We start from the raw sequence: 23,867 nt of genomic DNA on the forward strand, positions 1-23,867 counted from the left end.
CTCGGGGTTTTAGTATTTCACTCACAAATTATACTTGTGGTTTGTTGTCTTCTTTGTTGTCGGCTTCAGGTGTATTGTCGACATTTTCAGTTACTGAACTTTCGTCAGCAGCTTTGTCATCCTTTTCCTTTGTAGCCTCAGCTTCAGAAGCAACCAGCGTGTCATTCTCGTCAGTCCAGCCTTTCGGCGCACGAATTACCGACTTACGTTCCATCAGATCATCAATCTGAGCCGCATCGATAGTTTCGTACTTCATCAGTGCATCTTTCATTGCATGCATGATGTCCATGTTCTCGATAAGAATTTCACGAGCACGCTCGTAGTTACGATCGATAATGGCACGAACTTCCATATCAATCGCACGCGCTGTGTCATCAGACATATGCTTGGTCTGAGTCACGGAACGGCCCAGGAACACTTCGCCTTCTTCTTCAGCGTACAGAAGCGGACCTAGTTTGTCGGAGAAGCCCCACTGCGTCACCATCTTACGAGCAATATCTGTTGCACGCTCGATATCATTAGACGCACCAGTTGATACTTTCTCAACACCGTAAATCAATTCTTCAGCCAAGCGACCACCGTAAAGACTTGAGATCATCGACTCAAGGTATTCACGAGAGTGGCTGACACGATCCTGCTCAGGCAGGTACATAGTCACACCCAGCGCACGACCACGTGGAATGATCGATACCTTGTAGACAGGGTCATGATCCGGCACCAGACGACCGATGATTGCGTGACCTGCTTCATGGTAAGCCGTCGACTCTTTCTGATCGTCAGTCATCACCATGGACTTACGCTCAGCACCCATCATGATCTTGTCTTTCGCCAGTTCGAACTCAACCATGGATACCGTACGCTTATTACCGCGTGCAGCAAACAGGGCCGCTTCGTTAACCAGGTTAGCCAGGTCAGCACCGGAGAAACCAGGTGTACCACGAGCAATCAGAGATGGTTTCACATCGTTGTCCAGCGGCACTTTACGCATGTGAACTTTAAGAATCTGCTCACGACCGCGGACATCAGGCAGACCAACAACAACCTGACGGTCAAAACGACCAGGACGCAGCAATGCAGGGTCCAGAACGTCAGGACGGTTAGTTGCAGCGATAACGATGATACCTTCGTTACCTTCAAAGCCATCCATTTCAACCAGCATCTGGTTAAGTGTTTGCTCACGTTCATCGTGACCACCACCAACACCGGCACCACGCTGACGACCTACCGCATCAATTTCATCGATGAAAATAATACAAGGCGCGGCTTTCTTGGCCTGTTCGAACATGTCACGGACACGGGAAGCACCCACACCGACAAACATTTCGACGAAGTCTGAACCAGAGATAGTGAAGAACGGTACTTTTGCTTCACCGGCAATCGCCTTAGCAAGCAAAGTTTTACCAGTACCCGGAGGACCAACCATCAGTACACCGGTCGGGATCTTACCGCCCAGCTTCTGGAAGCGGCTCGGATCACGCAGGTAATCCACCAGCTCTTTAACGTCTTCTTTCGCTTCGTCACAACCTGCAACGTCTGCGAAAGTCGTCTTGATCTGGTCTTCACTCATCATGCGAGCCTTAGACTTACCGAACGACATGGCACCTTTGCCACCACCGCCCTGCATCTGGCGCATAAAGAATATCCAGACACCGATAAGAAGCAGCATCGGGAACCAGGAAATGAAGATGGAAGCCAGCAAGCTAGGCTCTTCAGGCGGTGTACCCATCACCTTCACGTTCGCGTTAATTAAGTCGTCCAACAGCTTCTGATCGTTAACGACAGGCAGATAAGTCACGTATCGCGTGTTATCACGTTTATAAACGGTGATTTCACGATCATTGAATCGCACTTCCCTTATCTGATCCTGACCGATTTCACGGACAAAGGTTGTATAGTCGACTTGACGGCCAGCACTGTCACCCGGTCCAAAACTCTGAAAAACAGACATCAGAACCACGGCGATAACCAACCACAGAATCAAGTTTTTTGCCATGTCACTCAAGGTGTTAACCTCGCGATAACTTAAAGATGAATTTAGGGTACTACAGTTTGTAACCTGTAGCTACGATATATACCTCACGAGAACGATCTCGCGACGAATCCGGTTTGCGAATTTTGACCACTTTAAACATGCTACGCACTTCAGCCAAATACTGGTCAAAGCCTTCTCCCTGGAACACTTTTACCGCAAAGCTGCCGTTTGGCGCAAGCACTTGCCTACACATATCTAATGCTAGTTCAACAAGATACATTGCTCTAGGCTGATCTGAAGCCAAATTTCCGCTCATGTTCGGAGCCATGTCTGAAAGTACTACATCAACCATGTCCGGCTGAATACGTTCAAGCAATGCATCCAATACAGCTTCTTCACGGAAGTCGCCCTGTAGGAAGCTGACACCTGGCAGGGAATCCATTGGCAGAATATCACAGGCGATAACCTGACCGTCATCGCCGACAATTTCTGCTGCATACTGTGACCAACCACCTGGTGCAGCACCAAGGTCAACCACTGTCATGCCTGGTTTTAATAGCTTGTCTTTATTCTGAATTTCTTCAATTTTAAAAATCGCGCGGGAGCGATAGCCTTTTTTCTGAGCTTCCTGAACATACTTATCATCAAAGTGTTCTTTCAGCCAACGGCCTGAACTCGCCGAGTGCTTTTTTTTACTCATGATTTACCTAATGAGTTAGCGTACTTATAAAGTATACTTGACCAACATACCGTGGCGTATACTAAACAAATTAGTCTTCTAGACTAGATGGCGTTAGAATACCCTGTTTTCAACCCTAGTAATAAAAAAATAGAGTCATCATGAACCTGAGCACCAAACAGAAGCAATACCTAAAAGGCCTTGCTCACAACCTGAAACCTGTTGTCCTTATGGGTGCAAACGGCCTTACTGAAGCAGTTCTGGCTGAGATTGAACTTGCTCTTGATCACCACGAGCTTATCAAGGTTAAGGTTGCAGCAGAAGAGCGTGAGACAAAGGTTTTGATCGTGGATGCTATTGTTCGCGAAACTAAAGCTGAAAAAGTACAGGTTATCGGTAAAACGCTGGTTCTTTATCGCCCAAGCGAAGAGCGCAAAATCGAACTTCCTCGAAAATAAAAAAGGCCGCCGTTGCGGCCTTTTTTACATTTCGATCATGGCATGAAATGCCTGTCACTGCAGCTGACGGAAACATTCACTAACAATTCATACCAACAGCTGCAACTTAGATGTAAGCAACTTCGGCAATCTCAAATTCTTTCTGACCGCCAGGTGTAGTGATTGTCACCTCGTCATCTTGCATCTTACCAATCAGGCCACGAGCAATCGGAGAGTTAACAGAGATACGACCGGCTTTAATGTCTGCCTCATCGTCACCCACGATTTGGTAAGTCACTTCTTCGTCAGTGTCGACATCGATCAAAGTTACAGTTACACCGAAGATAACCTTGCCGCTGTTTTCCATCTTAGTAACGTCAATAACCTGAGCGACAGACAGTTTGTATTCGATATCACGGATCTGAGCTTCACAGATACCCTGCTCTTCACGAGCAGCATGATATTCCGCATTCTCTTTCAAATCGCCCAGTTCACGCGCTTCACCGATCGCTTGAGAGATTAGTGGACGACGCTTAATCAGAGTTTCCAGTTCTTCACGCAGTTTTTTTTCGCCGCGGACAGTCATTGGAATCTTATCCATAAATATATTTACCTCAATACCACCCTTAAGCGCTTGTCACTTTTTCGGGCAAAAAAAAGCTAGCCCAGCATCAGTGCTGAACCAACATCGTTAATAGGGAACAAGCTCATTCTAAACAAACTTGCGCCAGAGATCATCCCGGATCACATCGACAATCAGCTTGCAGTTGTCGCATTAAGAAAAGGCTAAACCTTGCTTACAAGAATAGGTAAAAAATTAATGTGTTTGTAGTCACAAAAATACTCAATAGCACAAATTTATCACCAAAGAAAAGCTCAACACACTTCTAAATTGAGCTAAAAAACACAGCTCGCTGCGAACTTTTATTAAATCAGTTAAGTGACTGATAAATCACAACATAAAAACAAAAAACCCATTGTAAATCATACTCATAAAGTATTTTTCAGTTTTTTTTACTAACCCTTTGACAGCAGGAACCAGTAAAAAGAACAGTATGCATTTAGCACTCTTATGCATACCACAAAATAATTCCAAAATGGATTTCCAAAAGGATTCGACAATGAACAAGAACCTTATTGCTTTAGCAGTAGCAGCAGCAACAATTTCAAGCGCAGCAACAGCTGCAGAAGTGTACTCAGATGAAGCATCTAGCCTGGCAGTTGGCGGTCGTTTCGAAGCACGTGCTCTAATGCAAGATACTGACACCAGCAGCAATAAAGTAACTGACAAGACTCGCGTACGTATCAACGTAGCTGGTAAGACTGACATCACTGACGGTCTGTACGGTACTGGTTTCTTCGAAAAAGAATTCCAAAGCGCTAACAGCGATGAAGACGAAACTCGTTACGCTTACGCGGGTATCGGTGGTACTTACGGTCGCCTAGTTTACGGTAAGGCTGACGGTTCTCTAGGTATGCTGACTGACTACACTGATATCATGTCATACCACGGTAACGAAGCGGGTAACAAACTGGCTGCGGCAGACCGTACAGAGAACAACCTGTCTTACGTTGGTTCTTTCGACATGATGGGCAACAACCTGACTGTTAAAGCAAACTACGTATTCGACAATGGTGAAAACACCGACGGCTACTCTCTGGGTGCACAATACGTAATGGACATGGGTCTTGGTTTCGGCCTTGGTTACGGTGAACAAGACGGCCAAAGCGCACAGGATAAGACTGGTGAGCAGCTATTCGGTGCTATCTCTTACACATTCGGTGATTTCTACGTAGCTGGTCTTTACCAAGACGCTCAAAACACTGTTGTTGATACAAACCTAATCGAAGATTCAAAAGGTTACGAATTAGCAGCATCTTACACTATGGGTAAGACTGTATTCATCGCAACTTACAACTACCTTGAAGACTCTAACGCGTCTTCTGACGAAGAACTACGTGACTCAATCGCAGTTGATGCGACTCACTACTTCAACAAGAACTTCCGTGCTTACGCGTCTTACAAATTCAACAACCTAGATAAAGACGTTGTTGGTAAGAAAGCAGCATCTGACGAATTCGTTCTAGGTGCTCGCTACGACTTCTAATTTAATTAGAATTCATAGTACTAGCTCCAAAAAAACGGTACTGGCCTTCGGGTCGGTACCGTTTTGCTATAAGATGACTAAGGTTTATATCTAAGCCTCTTCCCAAAGACTTCTTATGGCACCAATAATGTTACGAGTATTTCCTTTTCTGCTAGGTCTCTTATTGAGCCTCCCGGCTATGGCCGGTTTTTCTCCCCAATTTGCTCTCAACCAGTTACCAGCAGGCCACGACACTGCCCTGGTTATTATCGACCCTGCAACTGGTACAACTTTATTTAGTCAGCGAGAAAATCAGCTCCAAGCTCCGGCCAGTACCCAGAAGCTCATCACAGCATTGGCAGCCCGGCTCTACCTTGGTAAAGATTTTCGTTTTTATACCGACCTGGAACAAGACGGCAAAAACTACATCATTCATTTCAGCGGTGACCCAAGCCTGTCACGCCAACAACTGGCAAATCTGTTGAGAAAAATCAGTAAGAACAAAATCAACGGCAACATTATTCTCAACGGCAGTATTTTCGGCGGCTACGAGCATGCTCCCGGCTGGCCATGGGATATTCTGGGAGTTTGCTACAGTGCGCCTTCCAGCAGTATTTCTCTGGAGCACAACTGTGTACAAGGAGCTTTGTACAGCAGTAAAAGCGCGGGCAAAGTGACTCGGGTGCACGTTCCGGCACACCAGCCAATCAAAGTCGCCACTTCCGCTATCACTGTGACCAAAGAGCAGCAAAAACAACGGCATTGTGATTTGGAGCTCTATGCTGATGCTTCCAATCATTACCAGCTCAGTGGCTGCCTTGCCCAAATGGACCGTCCGCTTCCGCTGAACTTTGCGGTGCAAAATACCGTAGACTACACTGCCGCGGTGATCCGGAGTGAACTGAAAAGGGCCGGGATCCGATTTAATGGCGAGATAATGCGCAACGACAATGCCAGAGGTAAACGCATTGCCCGCCACAGTTCCGCCCCCCTAAGCGAGTTGCTTGATACCATGGTGAAGGATTCAGATAACCTGATTGCCGATAACCTTGCCAAAACACTAGGCCACCGCTACTTCAATCAAAAAGGTACATTTACCAACGGAGTCGCTGCAATAAAAACGATTCTGCTAGAGCAAGCCAGTATCGATCTCAGCGCCGCAGTGATGGTCGACGGCTCAGGTCTGTCCCGAAACAACCGGCTGACAGCGGCACAAATGATGGAAGTGCTTACTTACTACTACCGTAATGACAAACAGTTAAAGCTGTTATCCACCCTACCAATAAGCGGCCAGACCGGAACCCTGCGCTATCGCCAGAGTATCCGCCACCAGCCACTAAGCGGGCAAATTGCCGCGAAAAGCGGTTCGCTGTTCGGAACCCATAACCTGGCTGGCTTCATTACGACAAAATCAGGTAAGCAGTTGATGTTTGTCCATCTGGTATCCAACTACCATCCACCGGAAAAAGACGATGATGCGCCCAAAGTCGCCCCGCCGATTGAACAGTTTGAAAGGGAACTGTACAGGGCGTTGTACGAGAATTATTAAATAACTTAATACCAAAAGAGATATAGTAGAAGAGCTTAGGGGAGACAAATGAGTATCGAGAGGAGATCCGACACTCGTCGCTCTCCCCTCGTATCTCCGGTCTGGTTATTGACTCCGAGGATTCCGAGCCTCTATGCCAGCCCCAGGAACCAGTTCACCGTGGTGAAGTAGATAATCATCCCGGAAATATCAACCACCGATGCCAGAACCGGACTCACCAAAACAGCCGGGTCCAGGTTACAGGCTCGAGCTATCATCGGTAATACACCACCGACAGTGGTTGAAAGTACCACCTGAAGCGAAATTGCCATCCCGATCGCCAATGCAATATCATGAAGGCTCATCCCGACCGGCAGGACCGAGCCATCACTGAAAAGCATGACCCGGCCGACAATCACCATTGCCAGCACAACGGCAATCACAATCGCGACACGGAACTCTTTCCACAGTACGGCCAGCCAGTCGCGACATCGAATCTCTTCCATTGCCAGTGCCCTGACCACCAATGTCGCCGCCTGAGAGCCGGTATTACCCCCGGCAGCAGCAATTACCGGCATGTAAATCGCCAGCAATACCAATTGGCTCAGGGTGTCCTCATAGTGTGAAATGATCAAACCGGACACAATACCCAGCAAAGCCAGACCAACAATCCAGCCAATGCGCTCGCGCACATGACTGAAAACGCTGTTTTTAAGGTAATGCCCTGCCGGTTCAGCTTCCGAGCATATCAGCCCAAGTCCGTTCGCCAGATGGCGCATACGGACATCTTCATTTCTTTCATCAAGCAGATCCAGCAAGGTCTGCACGTGCCGCAGCGGACACTCATGTAATACCGCAATCGCTTCTGAAATCGGCATTCGAACCAGCAGAGTAGCCTGCTCTTCGATGTCATATTTCAAAAACGCATTACGAACGGCCAGTACATCATTCTGACCCAAATGTTCAGTTGCTGTTGCAGCGTGTGCTGCATAGTTCATTACCGCCATGGCGAATCTCCCGATTGGCAACACCCGCATTCGCCTTCAAGGCGAAATACGTGGCATAGGGTAACGACCACCAGAATCGCGTCTTACTACACATACAAACGAGCAATAACATCCAGTTCCGGGCAAAATAAATACAATTTCACCATAACTGGAATAGCTAAAACCCGGTCATCAGCAATAGCGTGACGCCGTTCTATCATTGAGAAATTGGCAAGAAAACCAGGGAATGATTTGTCAAAGGAAGGTATCAGTAAGAGAAGATACAAAAGACATACTATTCCGAACCCGTATCAGAGGTTCGGAATCACAGGAGACCGACACCGTTAGCGGGTTTGATTTTCCACCTTCATACTCGGGGGATGGTCGGTATCGTTCATTAAAGTCTCCAAAATAATTTATCGCTTATGCGACGCGGCCAATTCTACGTGATTCGATGTTCAGTTCAAGCCCTAATGGCCTGACTTTTGATGCCTTTGCTCATTCTTTGGGCAAAAATGAAACAGCCCGCAAAATGCGGGCTGTTTGGTCTACTGTTAGTTCTTTATAAGGAATTATTCAGCGCTTTTTACTCGTGCATGCAGTTCCTGCACCGAATTAACCGTGTTACGGTCATCAGCACTCCAGGCCATACAGGTAGCAAAAGCGGCGTTCAGCGTCGTGGTGTAGTTCACCTTTTCAGCCAATGCGCCCCGGCGCAGCACTTTCGAATCCTCAATCGCCTGGCGGCCTTCAGCCGTATTAACTATGTAGGTGTATTCGTTGTTCTTGATACGGTCAAGAATGTGCGGTCGACCTTCATGTACCTTATTCACCAAGCGCGGATTAATACCGGCTTCACCCAGCACAATCGCAGTACCGTGCGTCGCATCAAGCTCATAACCCTGTTTTACCAGTTTGGATGCCAAATCAACCACACGTTGCTTGTCATTACCGCGAACCGATAGCAGAGCACGACCTTTGGCCTGCTTCACTTTTCCGCAACCCAATTCCGCTTTCGCAAAAGCTTCAGCGAAAGTGTTACCAACGCCCATTACCTCACCGGTAGAGCGCATTTCAGGGCCAAGCAGCGGGTCAACACCCGGGAACTTGTTAAACGGCAGCACCACTTCCTTCACTGAGTAGTACGGAGGAATAATTTCCTTGGTAAAACCTTGCGATGCCAGTGACTGACCAGCCATTACGCGGGCAGCAATCTTCGCCAGCGGCGCACCGGTAGCTTTAGATACAAAAGGAACGGTACGTGCTGCACGCGGGTTCACCTCAATCAGGTAAACTTCGTTGTCCTTGACCGCAAACTGAGTATTCATCAGGCCACGCACACCCAATTCGAAGGCCAGTTTCTCAACCTGCTGGCGCATCACATCCTGGATTTCCTGGCTCAAAGTATAAGCCGGCAGTGAACATGCTGAGTCACCGGAGTGAACACCGGCCTGCTCGATATGCTCCATGATACCGCCGATAACTACATTCTCACCGTCACAGATAGCGTCGATATCAACTTCAGTTGCATCATCCAGGAAGCGGTCCAGCAGTACCGGGGACTCGTTAGACACACTGACCGCCTCATTAAAGTAACGGCGCAGGTCGCTTTCGTCATAAACGATTTCCATTGCACGGCCACCCAGTACATAAGACGGGCGAACCACCAGCGGGAAGCCGATTTCTTTCGACTTTTCAACAGCCTGCTCCAGCGCTGTCACTGTCGCATTCTCAGGTTGTTTCAGGCCAAGGCGCTCAACTGCAGCCTGAAAACGTTCACGGTCTTCCGCACGGTCAATGGCATCAGGGCTGGTGCCGATAATTGGCACACCAGCGGCTTCCAGTGCTCGCGCCAGCTTCAACGGTGTCTGGCCGCCGTACTGAACGATAACCCCTTTCGGCTTCTCGACACGGACAATCGACAGCACGTCTTCCAGCGTTACCGGTTCAAAGTACAGGCGATCGGATGTGTCATAGTCGGTTGAAACTGTCTCAGGGTTACAGTTAACCATGATGGTTTCATAACCGTCTTCACGCAGCGCCAGCGAAGCATGAACACAGCAGTAGTCAAATTCGATACCCTGGCCGATACGGTTAGGACCACCGCCCAGCACCATGATTTTGTCTTTGTCGGTTGGGTTGGCTTCACACTCTTCATCATACGATGAGTACATGTAAGCCGTATCGGAAGAAAACTCAGCCGCACAAGTATCAACGCGCTTGTAAACCGGGTGGATGTCGAACTGGTCACGCAGCTTGCGAATTTCCGTTTCCGCTACACCCAGCAGCTTCGCCAAGCGGGCATCAGCAAAGCCTTTGCGCTTAAGCTTGCGCAGTGTCTGTGCATTCAAACCGGCAAAACCGCCCTCTTTCACTTGATTTTCAAGCTTCACCAGCTCTTCAATCTGTACCAGGAACCAGCGATCGATATTAGTTAGGTTGAAGACACCGTCAACCGACAGCCCGGCACGGAAAGCATCAGCGATATACCAGATACGCTCTGCACCAGCATCTTTCAGCTCGTGGCGAATTTTAGTCAGGGCATCCGGTGCATCCAGGTCTACCATTTCATCAAAGCCGTTTGCGCCGACTTCCAGGCCGCGCAGCGCTTTTTGCATCGACTCCTGCTGGTTACGACCGATTGCCATCACCTCTCCGACAGACTTCATCTGGGTTGTCAGACGGTCGTTGGCACCGGCAAATTTCTCGAAGTTAAAGCGCGGGATCTTAGTTACCACATAGTCGATGGTCGGTTCGAATGAAGCCGGCGTCGCACCACCGGTGATATCGTTCATCAACTCATCCAGGGTAAAACCAATTGCCAGTTTCGCCGCTACCTTAGCAATCGGGAAACCGGTCGCTTTTGAGGCCAGTGCAGAAGAACGGGATACACGCGGGTTCATCTCGATGATAACCATACGGCCATCTTTCGGGTTGATACCGAACTGAACGTTAGAGCCACCGGTTTCAACGCCGATTTCACGCAGTACCGCCAGCGATGCGTTACGCATCAGCTGATACTCTTTATCCGTCAGAGTCTGTGCCGGTGCGACAGTAATGGAGTCACCAGTATGGATACCCATAGGGTCGAAGTTTTCAATCGCGCAAACGATGATGCAGTTGTCGTTCTTATCACGGACAACTTCCATCTCGTACTCTTTCCAGCCGATCAGAGATTCATCAATCAGCAGCTCATTGGTCGGAGACAAGTCCAAACCACGACGGCAGATTTCTTCAAACTCTTCCTTGTTATAGGCGATACCGCCGCCGGTCCCCCCCATAGTAAAGGATGGGCGGATGATACATGGGAAGCCAACCATCTCAAGAACCTGATAGGCTTCTTCCATACTCTTGGCAGTATCGGCACGCGGACACTCAAGGCCGATAGCCTTCATCGCCGCGTCAAAGCGGGAACGGTCTTCTGCTTTATCGATAGCATCCGCCGTTGCACCAATCATTTCGACGCCGAACTCATCCAGCACGCCATGACGCTCCAGGTCAAGCGCACAGTTCAGTGCTGTCTGGCCCCCCATGGTCGGCAATACTGCATCCGGGCGCTCTTTCTCAATGATTTTACGTACTACTTCCCAGTGGATTGGCTCAATGTAAGTTGCATCGGCCATGTTCGGGTCGGTCATGATAGTCGCTGGGTTAGAGTTGACCAGGATTACACGGTAGCCTTCTTCGCGAAGGGCTTTACAAGCCTGTGCACCAGAGTAGTCAAATTCACATGCCTGACCGATAACAATCGGACCGGCACCCAGAATAAGAACACTTTTAATGTCAGTACGTTTTGGCATTTCTTCTACTCCCGGCTTAGGCGCTGTGCTGCTTGATTAGTTCGATAAAGTGGTCAAATAACGGAGCCGCATCATGCGGACCCGGGCTCGCTTCCGGGTGCCCCTGGAAACTGAATGCCGGCTTGTCGGTGCGATGGATACCTTGCAGGGAACCGTCAAACAAGGACTTGTGTGTCGCTCGCAGGTTTTCAGGCAGCGACGCCTCATCAGCAGCAAAGCCGTGGTTTTGCGAAGTGATCATCACAACATTGCGGTCAAGATCCTTCACCGGGTGGTTGGCACCATGATGGCCGAACTTCATCTTCACTGTCTTCGCACCGGAAGCCAGTGCCAGGATTTGGTGGCCAAGGCAGATACCAAAAATTGGCAGGCCCTTGTCCAGGAATGTTTTTGTTGCCTCAATGGCGTAGGTACATGGCTCAGGGTCACCCGGGCCGTTTGACAGAAATACGCCATCAGGGTTCATCGCCAGCACTTCTTCAGCCGAAGTCTGTGCCGGTACAACAGTCAGGCGGCAACCGCGGTCAACCAACATACGCAGAATATTACGCTTGGCACCGAAGTCGTAAGCAACCACATGGTATGGCAACTCGCTGTCATCTGCCGGTTCTGGCAGACCGTTTTCCAACGTCCATGAACCCTGCTTCCACTGATAGCTTTCACCTGTGGTTACTTCTTTCGCCAGATCCATACCTTTCAGGCCGGGAAACTCTTTAGCTTTCGCCAATGCCAGCGCTTCATCCAAGTTGTCACCCGCCATGATGCAGCCATTCTGGGCACCTTTTTCACGCAGGATGCGTGTCAGCTTACGGGTGTCGATATCAGCGATGCCGACAATGTTCTGGGATTTAAGGTAATCAGAAAGGGATTGTTGATTACGGAAGTTTGAAGCGATAAGGGGAAGATCGCGGATTACCAGGCCTTGCGCGTGGATGGAGGTGGATTCTTCGTCTTCGGAATTAGTTCCGGTATTGCCAATATGGGGATAAGTGAGGGTAACAATCTGTTGTGAATAGGAAGGGTCGGTGAGAATTTCTTGGTACCCCGTCATCGAGGTATTAAAAACAACTTCACCAACGGCCGATCCGTCTGCCCCAATGGACACGCCGTGGAACACTGTCCCATCTTCCAGGACTAACAGTGCTGATTTGCTCAAGACAACCTCCATAAAACAATAAAAATGCACTTAAAACAGATAATTTTGCACTTACCCATTCCATACAAAGTCAAAAAGCGAGTCAAGCATAATTTTGACAAATTGCGCGCATTCTAGAGACCACTCTTTGAAGTGTCAATAAAACAGTCAAAATTAATTTAAATTTAGACCAACCCAAGAGAAAAAACAGACCAACGCCATATAACCGCACATTTTCATCGGTTTTTCATCACACAAAGCAGAACTCGATCTCATTTTATCGTTTGCCTAAATTCAACAAGCTCAACAAACAAAAATCCAAGTACCAAACCGTAAAAAAACCTAAATTAAAGTGAATTTTTGCGCAACTCACAACAAAACCATCACCAACAAAATAAAAACAACAAAAATCCTGGTTAAAATTACAGCAAAAGCACAGGTTCAAAAAAACAATAGAAATCGAAGGGAAGGATTCACTAATTATGCACCCACAGGTCTGTGAGTGCATATCAATGTAATTGGCTGGAATAGTTACCGCAGAAAGGAAATTTGGCAGTAGTTGCGGAGATACTTATAATTCGTCCAGACTAAGCACGTCCTGCATTGTATAAAAACCAGGCGCTTTATCATTCAGCCATGCCGCAGCTCGAACAGCTCCATTGGCAAACGTCATACGATCGGTCGCTTTATGAGTGATTTCCACTCGCTCACCAATATCTGCAAACATAGCGGTATGCTCACCAACAATGTCACCGGCACGAACTGTTGCAAACCCGATTTCATCACGGCTGCGTTCACCAGTAATACCTTCACGGGCATACACGGCTACATCACTCAGCTTGTTACCCATCGCACCAGCAATAGCCTCCCCCATACCGATCGCAGTTCCTGACGGAGCGTCGACCTTATGGCGATGGTGGGCCTCGATTATTTCGATATCACAATAATCGCCCATGACCTTGGCGGCTTTTTCCAGTAACTTAAACATCAGGTTTACACCGACGCTGTAGTTTGGCGCCATCACAATCGGCATGCTCTTAGCTGCCTCATCAATCTGCTGTCGCTCCTGCTCGGTAAAACCGGTTGTACCAATGACAATTTTTTTGCCATGCTGCTGACAGAATTCAATATTTGCCAGAGTCGCTACAGGTGCAGTGAAATCAATCAGCACATCGAAGTCATCCTTCGCAGCCGCAAGATCATCAACAACGGTGACAGACAGTGCACCAATTCCCGCTAGTTCACCGGCATCAACACCAACCAAAGTGGATTCACTACGCTCAGTCGCTGCACCCAGTGCAGCCAGTTCTGACAGGTGTGTCGCTTTTAACAGCTGTCGGCCCATGCGTCCTGCCGCACCGGCAATCGCAATTCTTACCATTGCGTATTTTCTCCCTAAAAATCTCTTATGTTGTTCTACTCCACTGTAGCCTGTTGACGGATATAAAAAAAGCCCCAGCATTCGCTGAGGCTTTCAAACCGATTGTATTCTTCCAGCAAGGCTTATACGTTCTTGACCTGAAGTTCACGTGGCACTTCGAAGAACATATTCTCTTCCCGACCGGTCAGCTCCTCAACTTCTGCACCGCTTAGCTGACGGATTCGCTCAATGATCTGGTTAACCAGTTCTTCCGGTGCCGAAGCTCCGGCTGTAATCCCCACTTTCGCTTTACCTTCGAACCATTCAGGCTGGATATCTTCCGGACAGTCCGTCAGACAACCCGGCGTTCCCAGCTTCTCAGCCAGTTCACGCAGACGGTTTGAGTTAGACGAATTCTTTGAGCCAACAACAATCACCACATCTACCGACTTCGCCATTTCACGCACAGCATCCTGTCGGTTTTGAGTTGCATAACAGATATCATCTTTACGCGGCCCCTGAATTTCAGAGAAAACCTCACGCAATTTAGCAATCACATCTGCAGTTTCATCGACAGACAGGGTTGTCTGGCTGACATAATGCAGGTTACTCGGATCTTTGACCTTCAGCTTTTCAACATCTTCCGGTCTCTCAACCAGGTACATGCCACCTTCTTCACTGGTGTACTGGCCCATGGTGCCCTCAACTTCAGGATGACCGGCATGACCAATCAGTACCACTTCCATATGGCGGCGACTGGCGCGCGCAACTTCCATATGGACTTTGGTTACCAACGGGCAGGTTGCATCAAACACTGTCAGCTGGCGGGCTTTCGCTTCATTGCGAACAGCCTGAGATACGCCGTGGGCAGAGAAAATCACAATATTGTCATCCGGCACTTCGTGCAGTTCTTCGACAAAAATAGCACCACGTTGCTTAAGACCTTCGACCACAAAACGGTTATGGACGACTTCATGGCGAACATAAATTGGCGGTTGATACAGTTCCAGTGCACGTTCAACGATACTGATCGCACGGTCTACGCCGGCACAAAAACCGCGTGGGTTGGCTAATAAGATTTTCATTGCTAACAGCTCTTAGTTTTCTATGGCCACAACTTCGACATCAAAAGTGACCCGTTGCCCGGCAAGCGGGTGATTGAAGTCAACGGTTACTGAGTCGCCGGCAACTTCTGTAATTATTCCAGGGATATCCTGACCATCAGGGCCACTAAAGGCAATAATGGTTCCCACCTCGGCAGGTGCATCGGCACCGAATTTAGACAGTTCGAGATGGTGGATATTGTCGGGATTAGCCGGTCCGAAGGCATCTTCCGGCTCCAGTTTAAACGAGCTTTTCTGGCCAACGCTCAGTCCCAACAGGCATTTTTCGAAATTTTCCGTCAGGCTACCATCGCCCATACGGAACTTTGCCGGTTTCCCCATAGCCTGGGTTGAATCTGCCACTGAACCGTCATCGAGCTTAATGGCAAAGTGCATCAGAACTTCACTGTTTTCCTTGATTACCGACATGCTCACTTCCCTGAATTGAATATTTATAGCGCTCTTTTTACAACAAAGCGCCGCCCGTATCAACGGACAGCGCTTAAGGTTATAAGGTCTGATCGCTTTTAGCGGTTAACCGGCTGCTTGTCTTTATCGGCCAAAAAGCCTTCCAGGACAATCAGTCCGGCACCGACGCAAATAGCGACATCGGCAATATTGAATGCCGGCCAGTGGTGCTTACCGATATAGAAATCCAGGAAGTCGACCACAAAGCCATGGTACAAACGGTCAAACAAATTACCGAGTGCACCACCGATGATCAGGGCATATGCACAATTTGCCAGCTTATGGGAGGCCGGCGAGCGGCGCATCCAGAAGATAAGCAAACCACACACCGCAAGTGCAATCGCCGTAAACAACCAGCGCTGCCAACCACCAGCGTCACTCAAAAAGCTGAATGCCGCACCATAGTTGTGTACATACAGCAGATTAAAGAACGGCAGCAGCTCAATACGGTTAGGCCAACCGTATTCCATGGTATTCATAACCAGCAGCTTGCTGACAAAATCCATGATGAACACCAGGGCCGCCAGCCACAGCCAGCGAACTCCGGACTCTTTCAACGAGGGCATTTGTTTAGGCGATAACTTGATCATTAGGCAAACTTACGCTCTTCACCTTCACCGTCAATGTTGCTTACACAACGACCACAAACTTCTTCGTGACCTTCGATAGTGCCTACATCCGCAACGTGGTGCCAGCAACGGTCACACTTCGCAGCTTCTGACGCTTTAACTGTTACATACAGACCTTCAACGTCAGTTTCCTGTGCACCTTCCGGCTTGCTGTCAGCAACAACAACGTCAGCTTTAGAAGTCAGCAGAACGAAACGCAGTTCGTCTTCCAGCTTGTTCAGCTTCGCTGCCAGCTCTTCATTTGCAGCCAGTGTTACTTCAGCCTGCAGGGCACCGCCGATAACTTTATCTTTACGTGCACCTTCCAGCAGTTTGTTCACAGCACCACGAACGTGCTGGATCTCAGCCCAGAATTCGTTGCTCAGCTCTTCACCATCTGCCAGACCGAACAGACCTTCGTACCACTCACCGGTGAATACGAACTTATCACGCTGTTCACCATTACCTTGAGAAGCTGGCATTTCGTTCCAGATCTCATCTGCTGTGAACGACATGATAGGTGCCATCCAGCGAACCAGGGCTTCAACAATGTAGTACAGAGCAGTCTGACAGCTGCGTTGTGCGTGACCACCGCGCTTCGCAGTATACTGACGGTCTTTGATTACATCCAGGTAGAATGAACCCATTTCAACCGAACAGAACTGCATCAGGCGCTGAGTTACTGCGTGCAGGTTGTACTCATCGTAAGCCTTGATGATTTCTTCCTGTGCTGCTTTCGCACGGCCAACAGCCCAGCGATCCAGAGCAACCATATCTTCTGCCGCTACACAGTCAGTTTCTGGGTTGAAACCGCTCAGGTTAGCAAGGAAGAAACGTGCTGTGTTACGGATACGGCGGTAAGCATCAGCAGAACGCTTCAGGATTTCATCAGAAACGGCAACTTCACCGGTGTAGTCAGTTGATGCAACCCACAGACGCAGGATATCAGCACCCAGCTTGTTAGTTACATCTTTCGGTGCAACAACGTTACCGATAGATTTCGACATCTTACGGCCCTGACCGTCAACAACGAAACCGTGAGTCAGCACTTGCTTGTAAGGCGCTTTACCCTTCATTGCAACAGAAGAGATCAGTGAAGACTGGAACCAGCCACGGTGCTGGTCAGAACCTTCAAGATACAGATCGGCACTGTTGCCATTGTATTCTTCGCGGCTGTCTACAACTGAGAAGTGAGTAACACCTGAATCGAACCAAACGTCCAGAGTATCAAGTACTTTCTCGTAATTAGCCGCATCTTCTTCACCCATCAGCTCAGCAGGTTCTACATCCCACCATGCCTGGATACCTTTTTCTTCCACCAGCTTAGCTACTTTTTCAATCAGCTCGCTGGTATTAGGATGAAGATCCTGAGTTTCTTTGTGAACGAACAGCGCGATTGGCACACCCCAAGTACGCTGACGAGAGATACACCATTCAGGGCGACCTTCAACCATACCTTCGATACGGCTCTGACCCCATTCAGGCATCCACTGAACGCTCTTGATTTCTTCCAGCGCTTTTGCACGCAAGCCTGCCTGATCCATCGATACGAACCACTGTGGAGTCGCACGGAAGATGATTGGCGTCTTGTGGCGCCAGCAATGCGGGTAGCTGTGCTCGTAAGCGTGGTGGTGCAGCAGTGCGCCGTGCTCTTTCAGCGTTTCAACAACAGCATCGTTCGCCTTAAATACGTGCTGACCAGCAAACAGTTCTGTATCCGGCAGGTAAACACCGTTGCTGCCCACTGGGTTAGCAACTTCCAGACCGTATTTCTGACCAACTGCAAAGTCTTCCTGACCGTGGCCAGGTGCTGTGTGTACACAGCCTGTACCAGAATCAGTCGTTACGTGATCGCCAAGGATCACAGGAACATCGAAGCTATAGAATGGGTGGTTGAAACGAACCAGCTCCAGCTCGGCACCTTTACAGAAACCAAGGTTACGGTATTGCTCGATACCGGCACGATCCATTACGTCTTTAGCCAGCTCAGCAGCAACAATCAGACGCTCAGAAGGCTGTTCACTATCAGAGCCACCTTCAGTCTGGATCAGTACGTATTCCAGATCATCACGGATAGCAACGGCACGGTTAGCTGGCAGAGTCCATGGTGTTGTTGTCCAGATAACAATAGACACATCACCCTGACCTTCATGACCTTCAGCACAGTCGAACTTAGCTACAACCGCCGCTTCGTCAACCGCTTTGAATTTCACGTCGATTGACGGTGAAACTTTATCTTTATATTCAACTTCTGCTTCAGCCAATGCTGAACCACAGTCAGTACACCAGTGAACAGGTTTGAAACCTTTCAGCAGGTGGCCCTGGTCTGCAATTTTACCCAGAGAGCGAATGATGTTCGCTTCTGTTGCAAAATCCATAGTGCGGTAAGGCTTGTCCCACTCACCCAGCACACCCAGGCGCATGAAGCTTTCTTTCTGACCTTCAACCTGACCTGCAGCGTAAGTACGGCATTTCTCGCGGAATTCAGCCGCAGTCACTTTCTGGCCTGGCTTACCAACTTTCTTCTCTACCATCAATTCGATTGGCAGACCGTGGCAGTCCCAGCCAGGAATGTATGGTGCGTTAAAGCCAGACAGAGTCTTTGACTTAATAATAATGTCTTTAAGAATCTTGTTCAGTGCGTGACCAATGTGAATATCACCGTTGGCATATGGAGGGCCATCGTGTAATACGAAGGATTTTTTACCCTTCTTGGCTTTACGGATTTCACCGTAAAGGTCTTCATCATACCAACGCTTAAGCATCGCAGGCTCACGGTTAGCTAGATTGCCTCGCATCGGAAACCCTGTTTCAGGCAAATTCAGGGTATCTTTGTAGTCGCTCATTGATTCTCGATTCCGTTACTTGGGCGAAATTGGACATTATTACGCTCAGACAGCCACACCCGTGCTGTTTGAGCATCACGCTCTATTTGCGCTTTCAGCGCATCAAATGATTCAAATTTAATTTCGTCACGCAGCTTATGACGCAGCACGACTTCAATCTGGCGTCCGTAGAGATCAGATTTAAAATCAAACAGGTGTACTTCCAGTTGCTGGCGCACACCATTAACTGTCGGTCGGTGGCCAACATTGGCAACTCCGGGAAGTGGAGCACCATCAACACCGAAAACCTCTACAGCGTAAACACCAGAGACCGGTGATACCCGCCGTTTAAGAGGTACATTTGCTGTAGGAAAACCGATAGTCCGGCCCAGTTTACGTCCATGGGAGACGCGTCCGCCGATAGTGTACGGACGGCCAAGCATCGACTCGGCCAGCGGCAAATCATTATTTGCCAAGGCCTGACGAATTGCCGTACTGCTGACACGTTGTTCAGAAACGCAAAAGCTCTGGGTACTGACAACCGTAAAACCGAACTCTTTCCCCGCAGCTTCTAGCATAGCAAAATTCCCGCTCCGGCCTTTTCCGAAGCAAAAATCATCACCAACAACCAGAAACTTAACACCCAATTGCTCTACCAACAAGCGGCGAACAAAATCTCGCGGCGACATATTGGCGAAATGGGCATTAAAATTGACACAAAACAAACGATCCATTCCCAGCTGTTTCAATTGCTGGTACTTATCGCGGAACCGCGTCAGTCTGGCCGGGGCATTATCCCCTGCAAACAATTCCATCGGCTGAGGCTCAAAGCTCATCACAGTTGCCGGCCAGCCCAGTTCTTTGGCTTTGGCCTGCACCTGGCGCAACACCGCCTGATGACCTAAGTGAACACCATCAAAGTTACCAATCGTCAACACGCTTCCGTGATGCTCTGGCTTGATATTATGTATACCTCGGATTAATTCCATGCGCCGCTTTAATTTTCGCAGAGTGAAAAACTGACGGATTATATACTACTCTGAGCCCATCATACCAATCGGAATCATTTTCCCGCTGGCTGATATCATATTTCAGGCAAGAGCTTAGCCCTCAGCCTTCAGATGATGAAGGCGTATCCCCAGAACAACAACCGTCCCCAGATACACTAGCGCTCCTACAGCAATCAAACCACCCAGCCACATTACTCGAGCGCTCAGTGTCCAGGCCAGCCAGTGATCCATTGCCGGCAGAGCCCAAAGCAAAGCCGCAACCATAGCTGCACCAGCCAATACCAGACGCGCAACAAACAGCAGTGTTGTTTTACTGATTCGGTAGACATTCGCCATATGCAGGCCTCGGTATAGCAGTGCCGCATTAACCAGTGCCGACAGAGCTGTGGCCATTGCCAGGCCTATGTAACCATATAAATAAGCAAAGATGGCGTTAAACACCATATTGGTAAACATTGCGATAATACCGAAGCGTACTGGTGTCTTGGTATCCTGGCGGGCATAGTACCCCGGAGCCAGTACTTTAATTAGCATAAAGTTAAGCAAACCAGAAGCGTAAGCCAGTAATGACAACGAAGCCTGCTCTACATCGGCTGGTGAAAACTCACCTCGCATAAACAGCACCATCAGCATTGGCTTCGCCAGAACCATCAGGCCGAGCATGGCAGGGATCCCCAAAAGCAACACCATACGCACGCCCCAATCCATGGTGTAAGCAAAATGGTCGCTTGATTGCTCTACGTGCTTACGTGACAGCGCAGGTAAGATCACTGTGGCAATCGCAATGCCGAACAGCCCCAGCGGGAATTCTAGCAAGCGATCGGAGTAATACAGCCAACTGATAGAGCCAGTTGTCAGGAAGCTGGCAATAAAGGTATCGAACAACAAATTGATCTGGCTGACAGACACTCCGAACAGTGCCGGGATCATCAGGGTGCGGATTTTTACTACCCCAGGATCGTTCCAACCCCATTGCGGTTTAGCCAGCATACCCTCTTTATATAGGAATGGGATTTGGAATAAGAACTGAATCAGGCCACCAAGAAAAACACCGATCGCCAGACCAATTTCCGGCTGAGGCAGGTTCGGAGCCAGAAACCAGGCACAACCAATAATAGCAACATTAAGAAAAACAGGCGTAAAAGAAGAAACCGCAAACTTACCCAGGGTATTGAGGATTGCGCCAGACAGCGCAACAAAGGTAATAAACCACAGGTAAGGGAAAGTGATTTTTAGCAACAGGCTCGCCAGCTCAAACTTAGGCGCTGCCGGGCCACCGTGCAGCCAATCAATAAACCAGCCTGCACCGAACAGCGCGGTTACGACACCAGAGCCCAAAATACCGAACAGGGTTACCACGGAAACGATGACCCCGAGAGTACCCGAGGCTCGGGCAATCAACTGGCGGGTCTTATCCATATCACCGGCAGCATGGCTTTCAGTAAGCACAGGCACAAAAGCCTGAGAGAATGCTCCTTCAGCAAATAAGCGGCGTAAAAAGTTAGGAATTTTGTTAGCAAAGAAGAAAACATCGGCTGCAGCTCCGGCTCCCATTAGGTTTGCCACCACAACATCTCGCACCAATCCAAGAACCCGAGAGACCAATGTCATGGTGCTGACAATCAGTCCAGAGCGCAAAAGACGCTTACTCACAAAAAAAACCTCATAAAGATAGCTCAGAAAAGGTGACTTCCGAACCTAAATGCTGGTAAAATCTGCCGCCATATTAACCGTGTTAATCCGCAAGTGCCAAACATGTTTGGTTCGGCGGTTCTTTGCACAAATCATTTGACATTCTCTGGTTAAGCAGGCATAGTCCTCGGCCTTAAATTGTCACCGTACCAAGATTTGGGAGTTACCCTTGGCAAATATCAAATCTGCTAAGAAACGTGCTATCACTTCAGAAAAACGTCGCCAGCACAACGCTAGCCGTCGTTCTATGATGCGCACTTTCTTCAAAAAAGTTATTGCTGCAATCGAAGCTGGCAACAAAGAAGCTGCTACTCAAGCTTTCGCTGAAATGCAACCTGTTATGGATCGTATGGCTACTAAAGGCCTGATCCACAAAAACAAAGCTGCACGTCACAAAGCTCGTCTAGCTGCTAAAATCAAAGCTCTTTAATCTAAGAGTTGCGATTCAGTTATAAAAAAACCGGCTAGCGCCGGTTTTTTTATATTCTAAAGCCTGAAGTTTACTGGCCACCGCCACAATACATCTTATGAAGCAACTGCATCATCGCCCTGACTTCTTCACTCTTTAAGCGGTAGTAGACTGTTTGCGCCTCTTTGCGGGTATCAACCAGCCCATCACGCCTTAACCATGCTAAATGCTGGGATAGCGCAGACTGACTCAAACCGAGCTTTTCACTCATCATCCCAACCGACATTTCTTGCTCCAGCAAATAGCAAAGGATAAACAAACGTCGTTCATTCGCCATGGCTTTCAGCAGTGCTACGGCCTTCGGGGCATTTTGCTCCATCTGCTGTAGTTCCATACGTCCACCATCATTAAACTTAAGTTAATGCTAATGTACTTAATTTACGAGCGCATTTCTAGCCGTAGCTGATGAAAAATCGTGCCAGAAGGGGCTTTATTTCAACAACGTTATTTAAACAACTTCCTAAAATCTGCCTCACAGATCTTCTTAACAGCCGGATGCATAATCATCCTTTCGGCAAAAATGACGTAATACTCTTCCTTGATTTCCTTTACCCGCTTAACTTCACGAATATTATTCGACTCAATCTCTTCTGCATAAATTGACGGTGCAACAAACATTGACTGATGATAAGCCCCGAACGCTTTCATCAGCGCCGCATCATCAAATTCACCCAGAATATTCGGCGTAATACCCTGCTGATCAAACCAATGATGCAGTTTACGTCCCATTGCAGTCCGTCGGCCGGGAACCAGAAGCTTGTAGTCTTCAATACAGGCAGGGAAATTCAGCGGATTAGTCGGGACCGAGCAGAAAAAGCTCATGCTCGACTCACCCAGTTTCTTACTATAAAGGCCGGGGCTCTGCGTTGAATCTACTGGGCAGTCCGACAAAATCATATCCAACTTATGCTGAGACAACTGCTCAAGCAGCATTTCGTGAGTGGATTCATAACAACGCAAATGAATCCGCTCGTCTTCAGGAATGCCTTCCAATAGCACCTTGCTGACAAGACGCTTAGACAGGGCGTCTGCTACCCCAACCTCAAGCAATTGGTTTTCCCGCTGGGTATAGTTCACGATATCCAGCATTTCGTAACTGAGATCGAACATCTTATCAGCGTATTTAAAGACCAACTGCCCTAACTCCGTCGGTTCGATATTCCTGCCAACCCGCTTGGTCAGCTTGCCCTTAAGCCGCTCTTCCAGAGCCCGGATCTGGCCTGTCACCGTTTGCGGTGCCAGAAACAGAGCTTCAGCCGCTTTGGTCACTGAGCCCTGCTTACAGACCATCCAAAAGTAATAGAGGTGATTGTAATTTAGGTGAGACATCCTGTTTTACTACTTCCCGGAAATAAAAAACCCCAAACGCGCAGCTTACGCTGTGCATTCGGGGTCTTCAACCGTTATTAGTCAGGATAAAGTGGTTCAGGAGGAAACTTCGCCCTCTTCAGGCTGAACCAGCTCTTTCTGAGACTGAACAGATTTACGGTAACGCTCTCCTACACGCTGCTCCAGTGCTCGTGAGCGAAAATCATCTTTCGACTCAGACATCACTGTGTTTTCAACGCTAGCCTTACCGTGGCTAAGGCCAGCCAAATAGGCCTGGCACACTTCCGTATTAGTGTTCTCGGTACAGTCATTGTAATCAACTGACGCAAAAACCGCTGAAGATGACAACATTACAACGCTTAGAAGATAACGTTTCATA

20 protein-coding genes are annotated in these 23,867 nt (G+C 48.6%); 4 read left to right on the forward strand and 16 right to left on the reverse strand.

Features of this window, described 5'->3' with window-relative positions; translation table 11 throughout:
* Window positions 1-28 precede the first annotated feature (28 nt).
* Entirely contained in the window at window positions 29-1,993 is a 1,965-nt protein-coding gene (ftsH, locus tag AACQ93_RS14265; protein ID WP_064605813.1) for an ATP-dependent zinc metalloprotease FtsH, read from the reverse strand.
* A gap of 49 nt (window positions 1,994-2,042) precedes the next feature.
* Entirely contained in the window at window positions 2,043-2,672 is a 630-nt protein-coding gene (gene rlmE / locus AACQ93_RS14270; protein ID WP_064605815.1) for a 23S rRNA (uridine(2552)-2'-O)-methyltransferase RlmE, read from the reverse strand.
* A gap of 140 nt (window positions 2,673-2,812) precedes the next feature.
* Between rlmE and yhbY the strand changes: the two genes are divergently transcribed.
* A complete protein-coding gene (yhbY, locus tag AACQ93_RS14275; protein WP_007464838.1) occupies window positions 2,813-3,109 on the forward strand; it encodes a ribosome assembly RNA-binding protein YhbY in 297 nt (98 codons plus the stop codon).
* A gap of 106 nt (window positions 3,110-3,215) precedes the next feature.
* On the opposite strand, the gene greA is transcribed toward yhbY, so the two are convergent.
* Window positions 3,216-3,689: a transcription elongation factor GreA gene (gene greA, locus AACQ93_RS14280; protein ID WP_007464840.1), complete on the reverse strand. Its 474-nt coding sequence runs from the start codon at window positions 3,687-3,689 to the stop codon at window positions 3,216-3,218.
* 520 nt (window positions 3,690-4,209) lie between these two features.
* On the opposite strand from greA, the gene AACQ93_RS14285 reads away from it, so the two are divergent.
* Window positions 4,210-5,196 (forward strand): porin, encoded by a 987-nt coding sequence (locus AACQ93_RS14285; RefSeq protein WP_064605817.1) that lies wholly within the window; start codon window positions 4,210-4,212, stop codon window positions 5,194-5,196.
* A 127-nt stretch (window positions 5,197-5,323) separates the two neighbouring features.
* Window positions 5,324-6,724 (forward strand): serine-type D-Ala-D-Ala carboxypeptidase, encoded by a 1,401-nt coding sequence (dacB, locus tag AACQ93_RS14290; RefSeq protein ID WP_064605819.1) that lies wholly within the window; start codon window positions 5,324-5,326, stop codon window positions 6,722-6,724.
* Window positions 6,725-6,855: 131 nt separating this feature from the next.
* Here the strand turns inward: dacB and AACQ93_RS14295 are convergent, their stop codons facing one another.
* The 10 genes from AACQ93_RS14295 to murJ form a co-directional block, all read right to left on the reverse strand.
* Window positions 6,856-7,710 (reverse strand): magnesium transporter, encoded by an 855-nt coding sequence (locus AACQ93_RS14295; protein ID WP_064605821.1) that lies wholly within the window; start codon window positions 7,708-7,710, stop codon window positions 6,856-6,858.
* Window positions 7,711-8,261: 551 nt separating this feature from the next.
* The gene (gene carB, locus AACQ93_RS14300; RefSeq protein WP_064605825.1) at window positions 8,262-11,489 is read right to left on the reverse strand and encodes a carbamoyl-phosphate synthase large subunit; all 3,228 of its coding nucleotides are present in this window, start codon (window positions 11,487-11,489) and stop codon (window positions 8,262-8,264) included.
* Window positions 11,490-11,505: 16 nt separating this feature from the next.
* Window positions 11,506-12,645: a glutamine-hydrolyzing carbamoyl-phosphate synthase small subunit gene (gene carA, locus AACQ93_RS14305; RefSeq protein WP_007464855.1), complete on the reverse strand. Its 1,140-nt coding sequence runs from the start codon at window positions 12,643-12,645 to the stop codon at window positions 11,506-11,508.
* A 550-nt stretch (window positions 12,646-13,195) separates the two neighbouring features.
* Window positions 13,196-14,005 (reverse strand): 4-hydroxy-tetrahydrodipicolinate reductase, encoded by an 810-nt coding sequence (gene dapB, locus AACQ93_RS14310; protein WP_007464857.1) that lies wholly within the window; start codon window positions 14,003-14,005, stop codon window positions 13,196-13,198.
* Between the two features lie 122 nt (window positions 14,006-14,127).
* The gene (gene ispH / locus AACQ93_RS14315) at window positions 14,128-15,069 is read right to left on the reverse strand and encodes a 4-hydroxy-3-methylbut-2-enyl diphosphate reductase (RefSeq protein WP_064605827.1); all 942 of its coding nucleotides are present in this window, start codon (window positions 15,067-15,069) and stop codon (window positions 14,128-14,130) included.
* 12 nt (window positions 15,070-15,081) lie between these two features.
* Window positions 15,082-15,516, reverse strand: coding sequence for an FKBP-type peptidyl-prolyl cis-trans isomerase (fkpB, locus tag AACQ93_RS14320; RefSeq protein ID WP_064605828.1), 435 nt, complete (start codon window positions 15,514-15,516; stop codon window positions 15,082-15,084).
* Between the two features lie 98 nt (window positions 15,517-15,614).
* Window positions 15,615-16,145, reverse strand: coding sequence for a signal peptidase II (gene lspA, locus AACQ93_RS14325; RefSeq protein WP_255377148.1), 531 nt, complete (start codon window positions 16,143-16,145; stop codon window positions 15,615-15,617).
* On the reverse strand, window positions 16,145-19,009 hold the full coding sequence (gene ileS / locus AACQ93_RS14330) for an isoleucine--tRNA ligase (RefSeq protein ID WP_064605829.1): 2,865 nt from the start codon (window positions 19,007-19,009) through the stop codon (window positions 16,145-16,147). Before ileS ends, lspA begins: the two co-directional genes overlap by 1 nt.
* Window positions 19,006-19,977, reverse strand: a complete 972-nt coding sequence (gene ribF / locus AACQ93_RS14335; protein WP_036799373.1) for a bifunctional riboflavin kinase/FAD synthetase — start codon at window positions 19,975-19,977, stop codon at window positions 19,006-19,008. Before ribF ends, ileS begins: the two co-directional genes overlap by 4 nt.
* A 114-nt stretch (window positions 19,978-20,091) precedes the next feature.
* Window positions 20,092-21,651: a murein biosynthesis integral membrane protein MurJ gene (gene murJ / locus AACQ93_RS14340; RefSeq protein ID WP_064605831.1), complete on the reverse strand. Its 1,560-nt coding sequence runs from the start codon at window positions 21,649-21,651 to the stop codon at window positions 20,092-20,094.
* Between the two features lie 208 nt (window positions 21,652-21,859).
* Between murJ and rpsT the strand changes: the two genes are divergently transcribed.
* The gene (gene rpsT, locus AACQ93_RS14345; protein ID WP_036799376.1) at window positions 21,860-22,120 is read left to right on the forward strand and encodes a 30S ribosomal protein S20; all 261 of its coding nucleotides are present in this window, start codon (window positions 21,860-21,862) and stop codon (window positions 22,118-22,120) included.
* A gap of 70 nt (window positions 22,121-22,190) precedes the next feature.
* Here rpsT and AACQ93_RS14350 read toward each other — a convergent pair whose 3' ends face one another.
* The 3 genes from AACQ93_RS14350 to AACQ93_RS14360 form a co-directional block, all read right to left on the reverse strand.
* Window positions 22,191-22,493 (reverse strand): ArsR/SmtB family transcription factor, encoded by a 303-nt coding sequence (locus AACQ93_RS14350; protein ID WP_064605833.1) that lies wholly within the window; start codon window positions 22,491-22,493, stop codon window positions 22,191-22,193.
* Between the two features lie 110 nt (window positions 22,494-22,603).
* Window positions 22,604-23,488, reverse strand: coding sequence for a transcriptional activator NhaR (gene nhaR / locus AACQ93_RS14355; protein WP_064605835.1), 885 nt, complete (start codon window positions 23,486-23,488; stop codon window positions 22,604-22,606).
* A gap of 96 nt (window positions 23,489-23,584) precedes the next feature.
* Window positions 23,585-23,866: a hypothetical protein gene (locus AACQ93_RS14360; protein WP_064605837.1), complete on the reverse strand. Its 282-nt coding sequence runs from the start codon at window positions 23,864-23,866 to the stop codon at window positions 23,585-23,587.
* Between the last annotated feature and the right edge of the window lies 1 nt (window position 23,867).

The sequence above is a fragment of the Photobacterium sp. J15 genome, assembly GCF_963870815.1.
GTDB lineage: Bacteria > Pseudomonadota > Gammaproteobacteria > Enterobacterales > Vibrionaceae > Photobacterium > Photobacterium marinum.

Excerpts from the sequence above, each read along its gene's own strand:
- AACQ93_RS14350 (WP_064605833.1), bottom strand. The coding sequence starts at position 22,493 with ATGGAACTACAGCAGATGGAGCAAAATGCCCCGAAGGCCGTAGCACTG.
- ileS (WP_064605829.1), bottom strand. The coding sequence starts at position 19,009 with ATGAGCGACTACAAAGATACCCTGAATTTGCCTGAAACAGGGTTTCCG.
- dacB (WP_064605819.1), top strand. The coding sequence starts at position 5,324 with ATGTTACGAGTATTTCCTTTTCTGCTAGGTCTCTTATTGAGCCTCCCG.
- greA (WP_007464840.1), bottom strand. The coding sequence starts at position 3,689 with ATGGATAAGATTCCAATGACTGTCCGCGGCGAAAAAAAACTGCGTGAA.
- carB (WP_064605825.1), bottom strand. The coding sequence starts at position 11,489 with ATGCCAAAACGTACTGACATTAAAAGTGTTCTTATTCTGGGTGCCGGT.
- lspA (WP_255377148.1), bottom strand. The coding sequence starts at position 16,145 with ATGATCAAGTTATCGCCTAAACAAATGCCCTCGTTGAAAGAGTCCGGA.
- ispH (WP_064605827.1), bottom strand. The coding sequence starts at position 15,069 with ATGAAAATCTTATTAGCCAACCCACGCGGTTTTTGTGCCGGCGTAGAC.
- yhbY (WP_007464838.1), top strand. The coding sequence starts at position 2,813 with ATGAACCTGAGCACCAAACAGAAGCAATACCTAAAAGGCCTTGCTCAC.
- AACQ93_RS14285 (WP_064605817.1), top strand. The coding sequence starts at position 4,210 with ATGAACAAGAACCTTATTGCTTTAGCAGTAGCAGCAGCAACAATTTCA.
- fkpB (WP_064605828.1), bottom strand. The coding sequence starts at position 15,516 with ATGTCGGTAATCAAGGAAAACAGTGAAGTTCTGATGCACTTTGCCATT.
- AACQ93_RS14295 (WP_064605821.1), bottom strand. The coding sequence starts at position 7,710 with ATGGCGGTAATGAACTATGCAGCACACGCTGCAACAGCAACTGAACAT.
- nhaR (WP_064605835.1), bottom strand. The coding sequence starts at position 23,488 with ATGTCTCACCTAAATTACAATCACCTCTATTACTTTTGGATGGTCTGT.
- rlmE (WP_064605815.1), bottom strand. The coding sequence starts at position 2,672 with ATGAGTAAAAAAAAGCACTCGGCGAGTTCAGGCCGTTGGCTGAAAGAA.
- ribF (WP_036799373.1), bottom strand. The coding sequence starts at position 19,977 with ATGGAATTAATCCGAGGTATACATAATATCAAGCCAGAGCATCACGGA.
- dapB (WP_007464857.1), bottom strand. The coding sequence starts at position 14,005 with ATGGTAAGAATTGCGATTGCCGGTGCGGCAGGACGCATGGGCCGACAG.
- ftsH (WP_064605813.1), bottom strand. The coding sequence starts at position 1,993 with ATGGCAAAAAACTTGATTCTGTGGTTGGTTATCGCCGTGGTTCTGATG.
- AACQ93_RS14360 (WP_064605837.1), bottom strand. The coding sequence starts at position 23,866 with ATGAAACGTTATCTTCTAAGCGTTGTAATGTTGTCATCTTCAGCGGTT.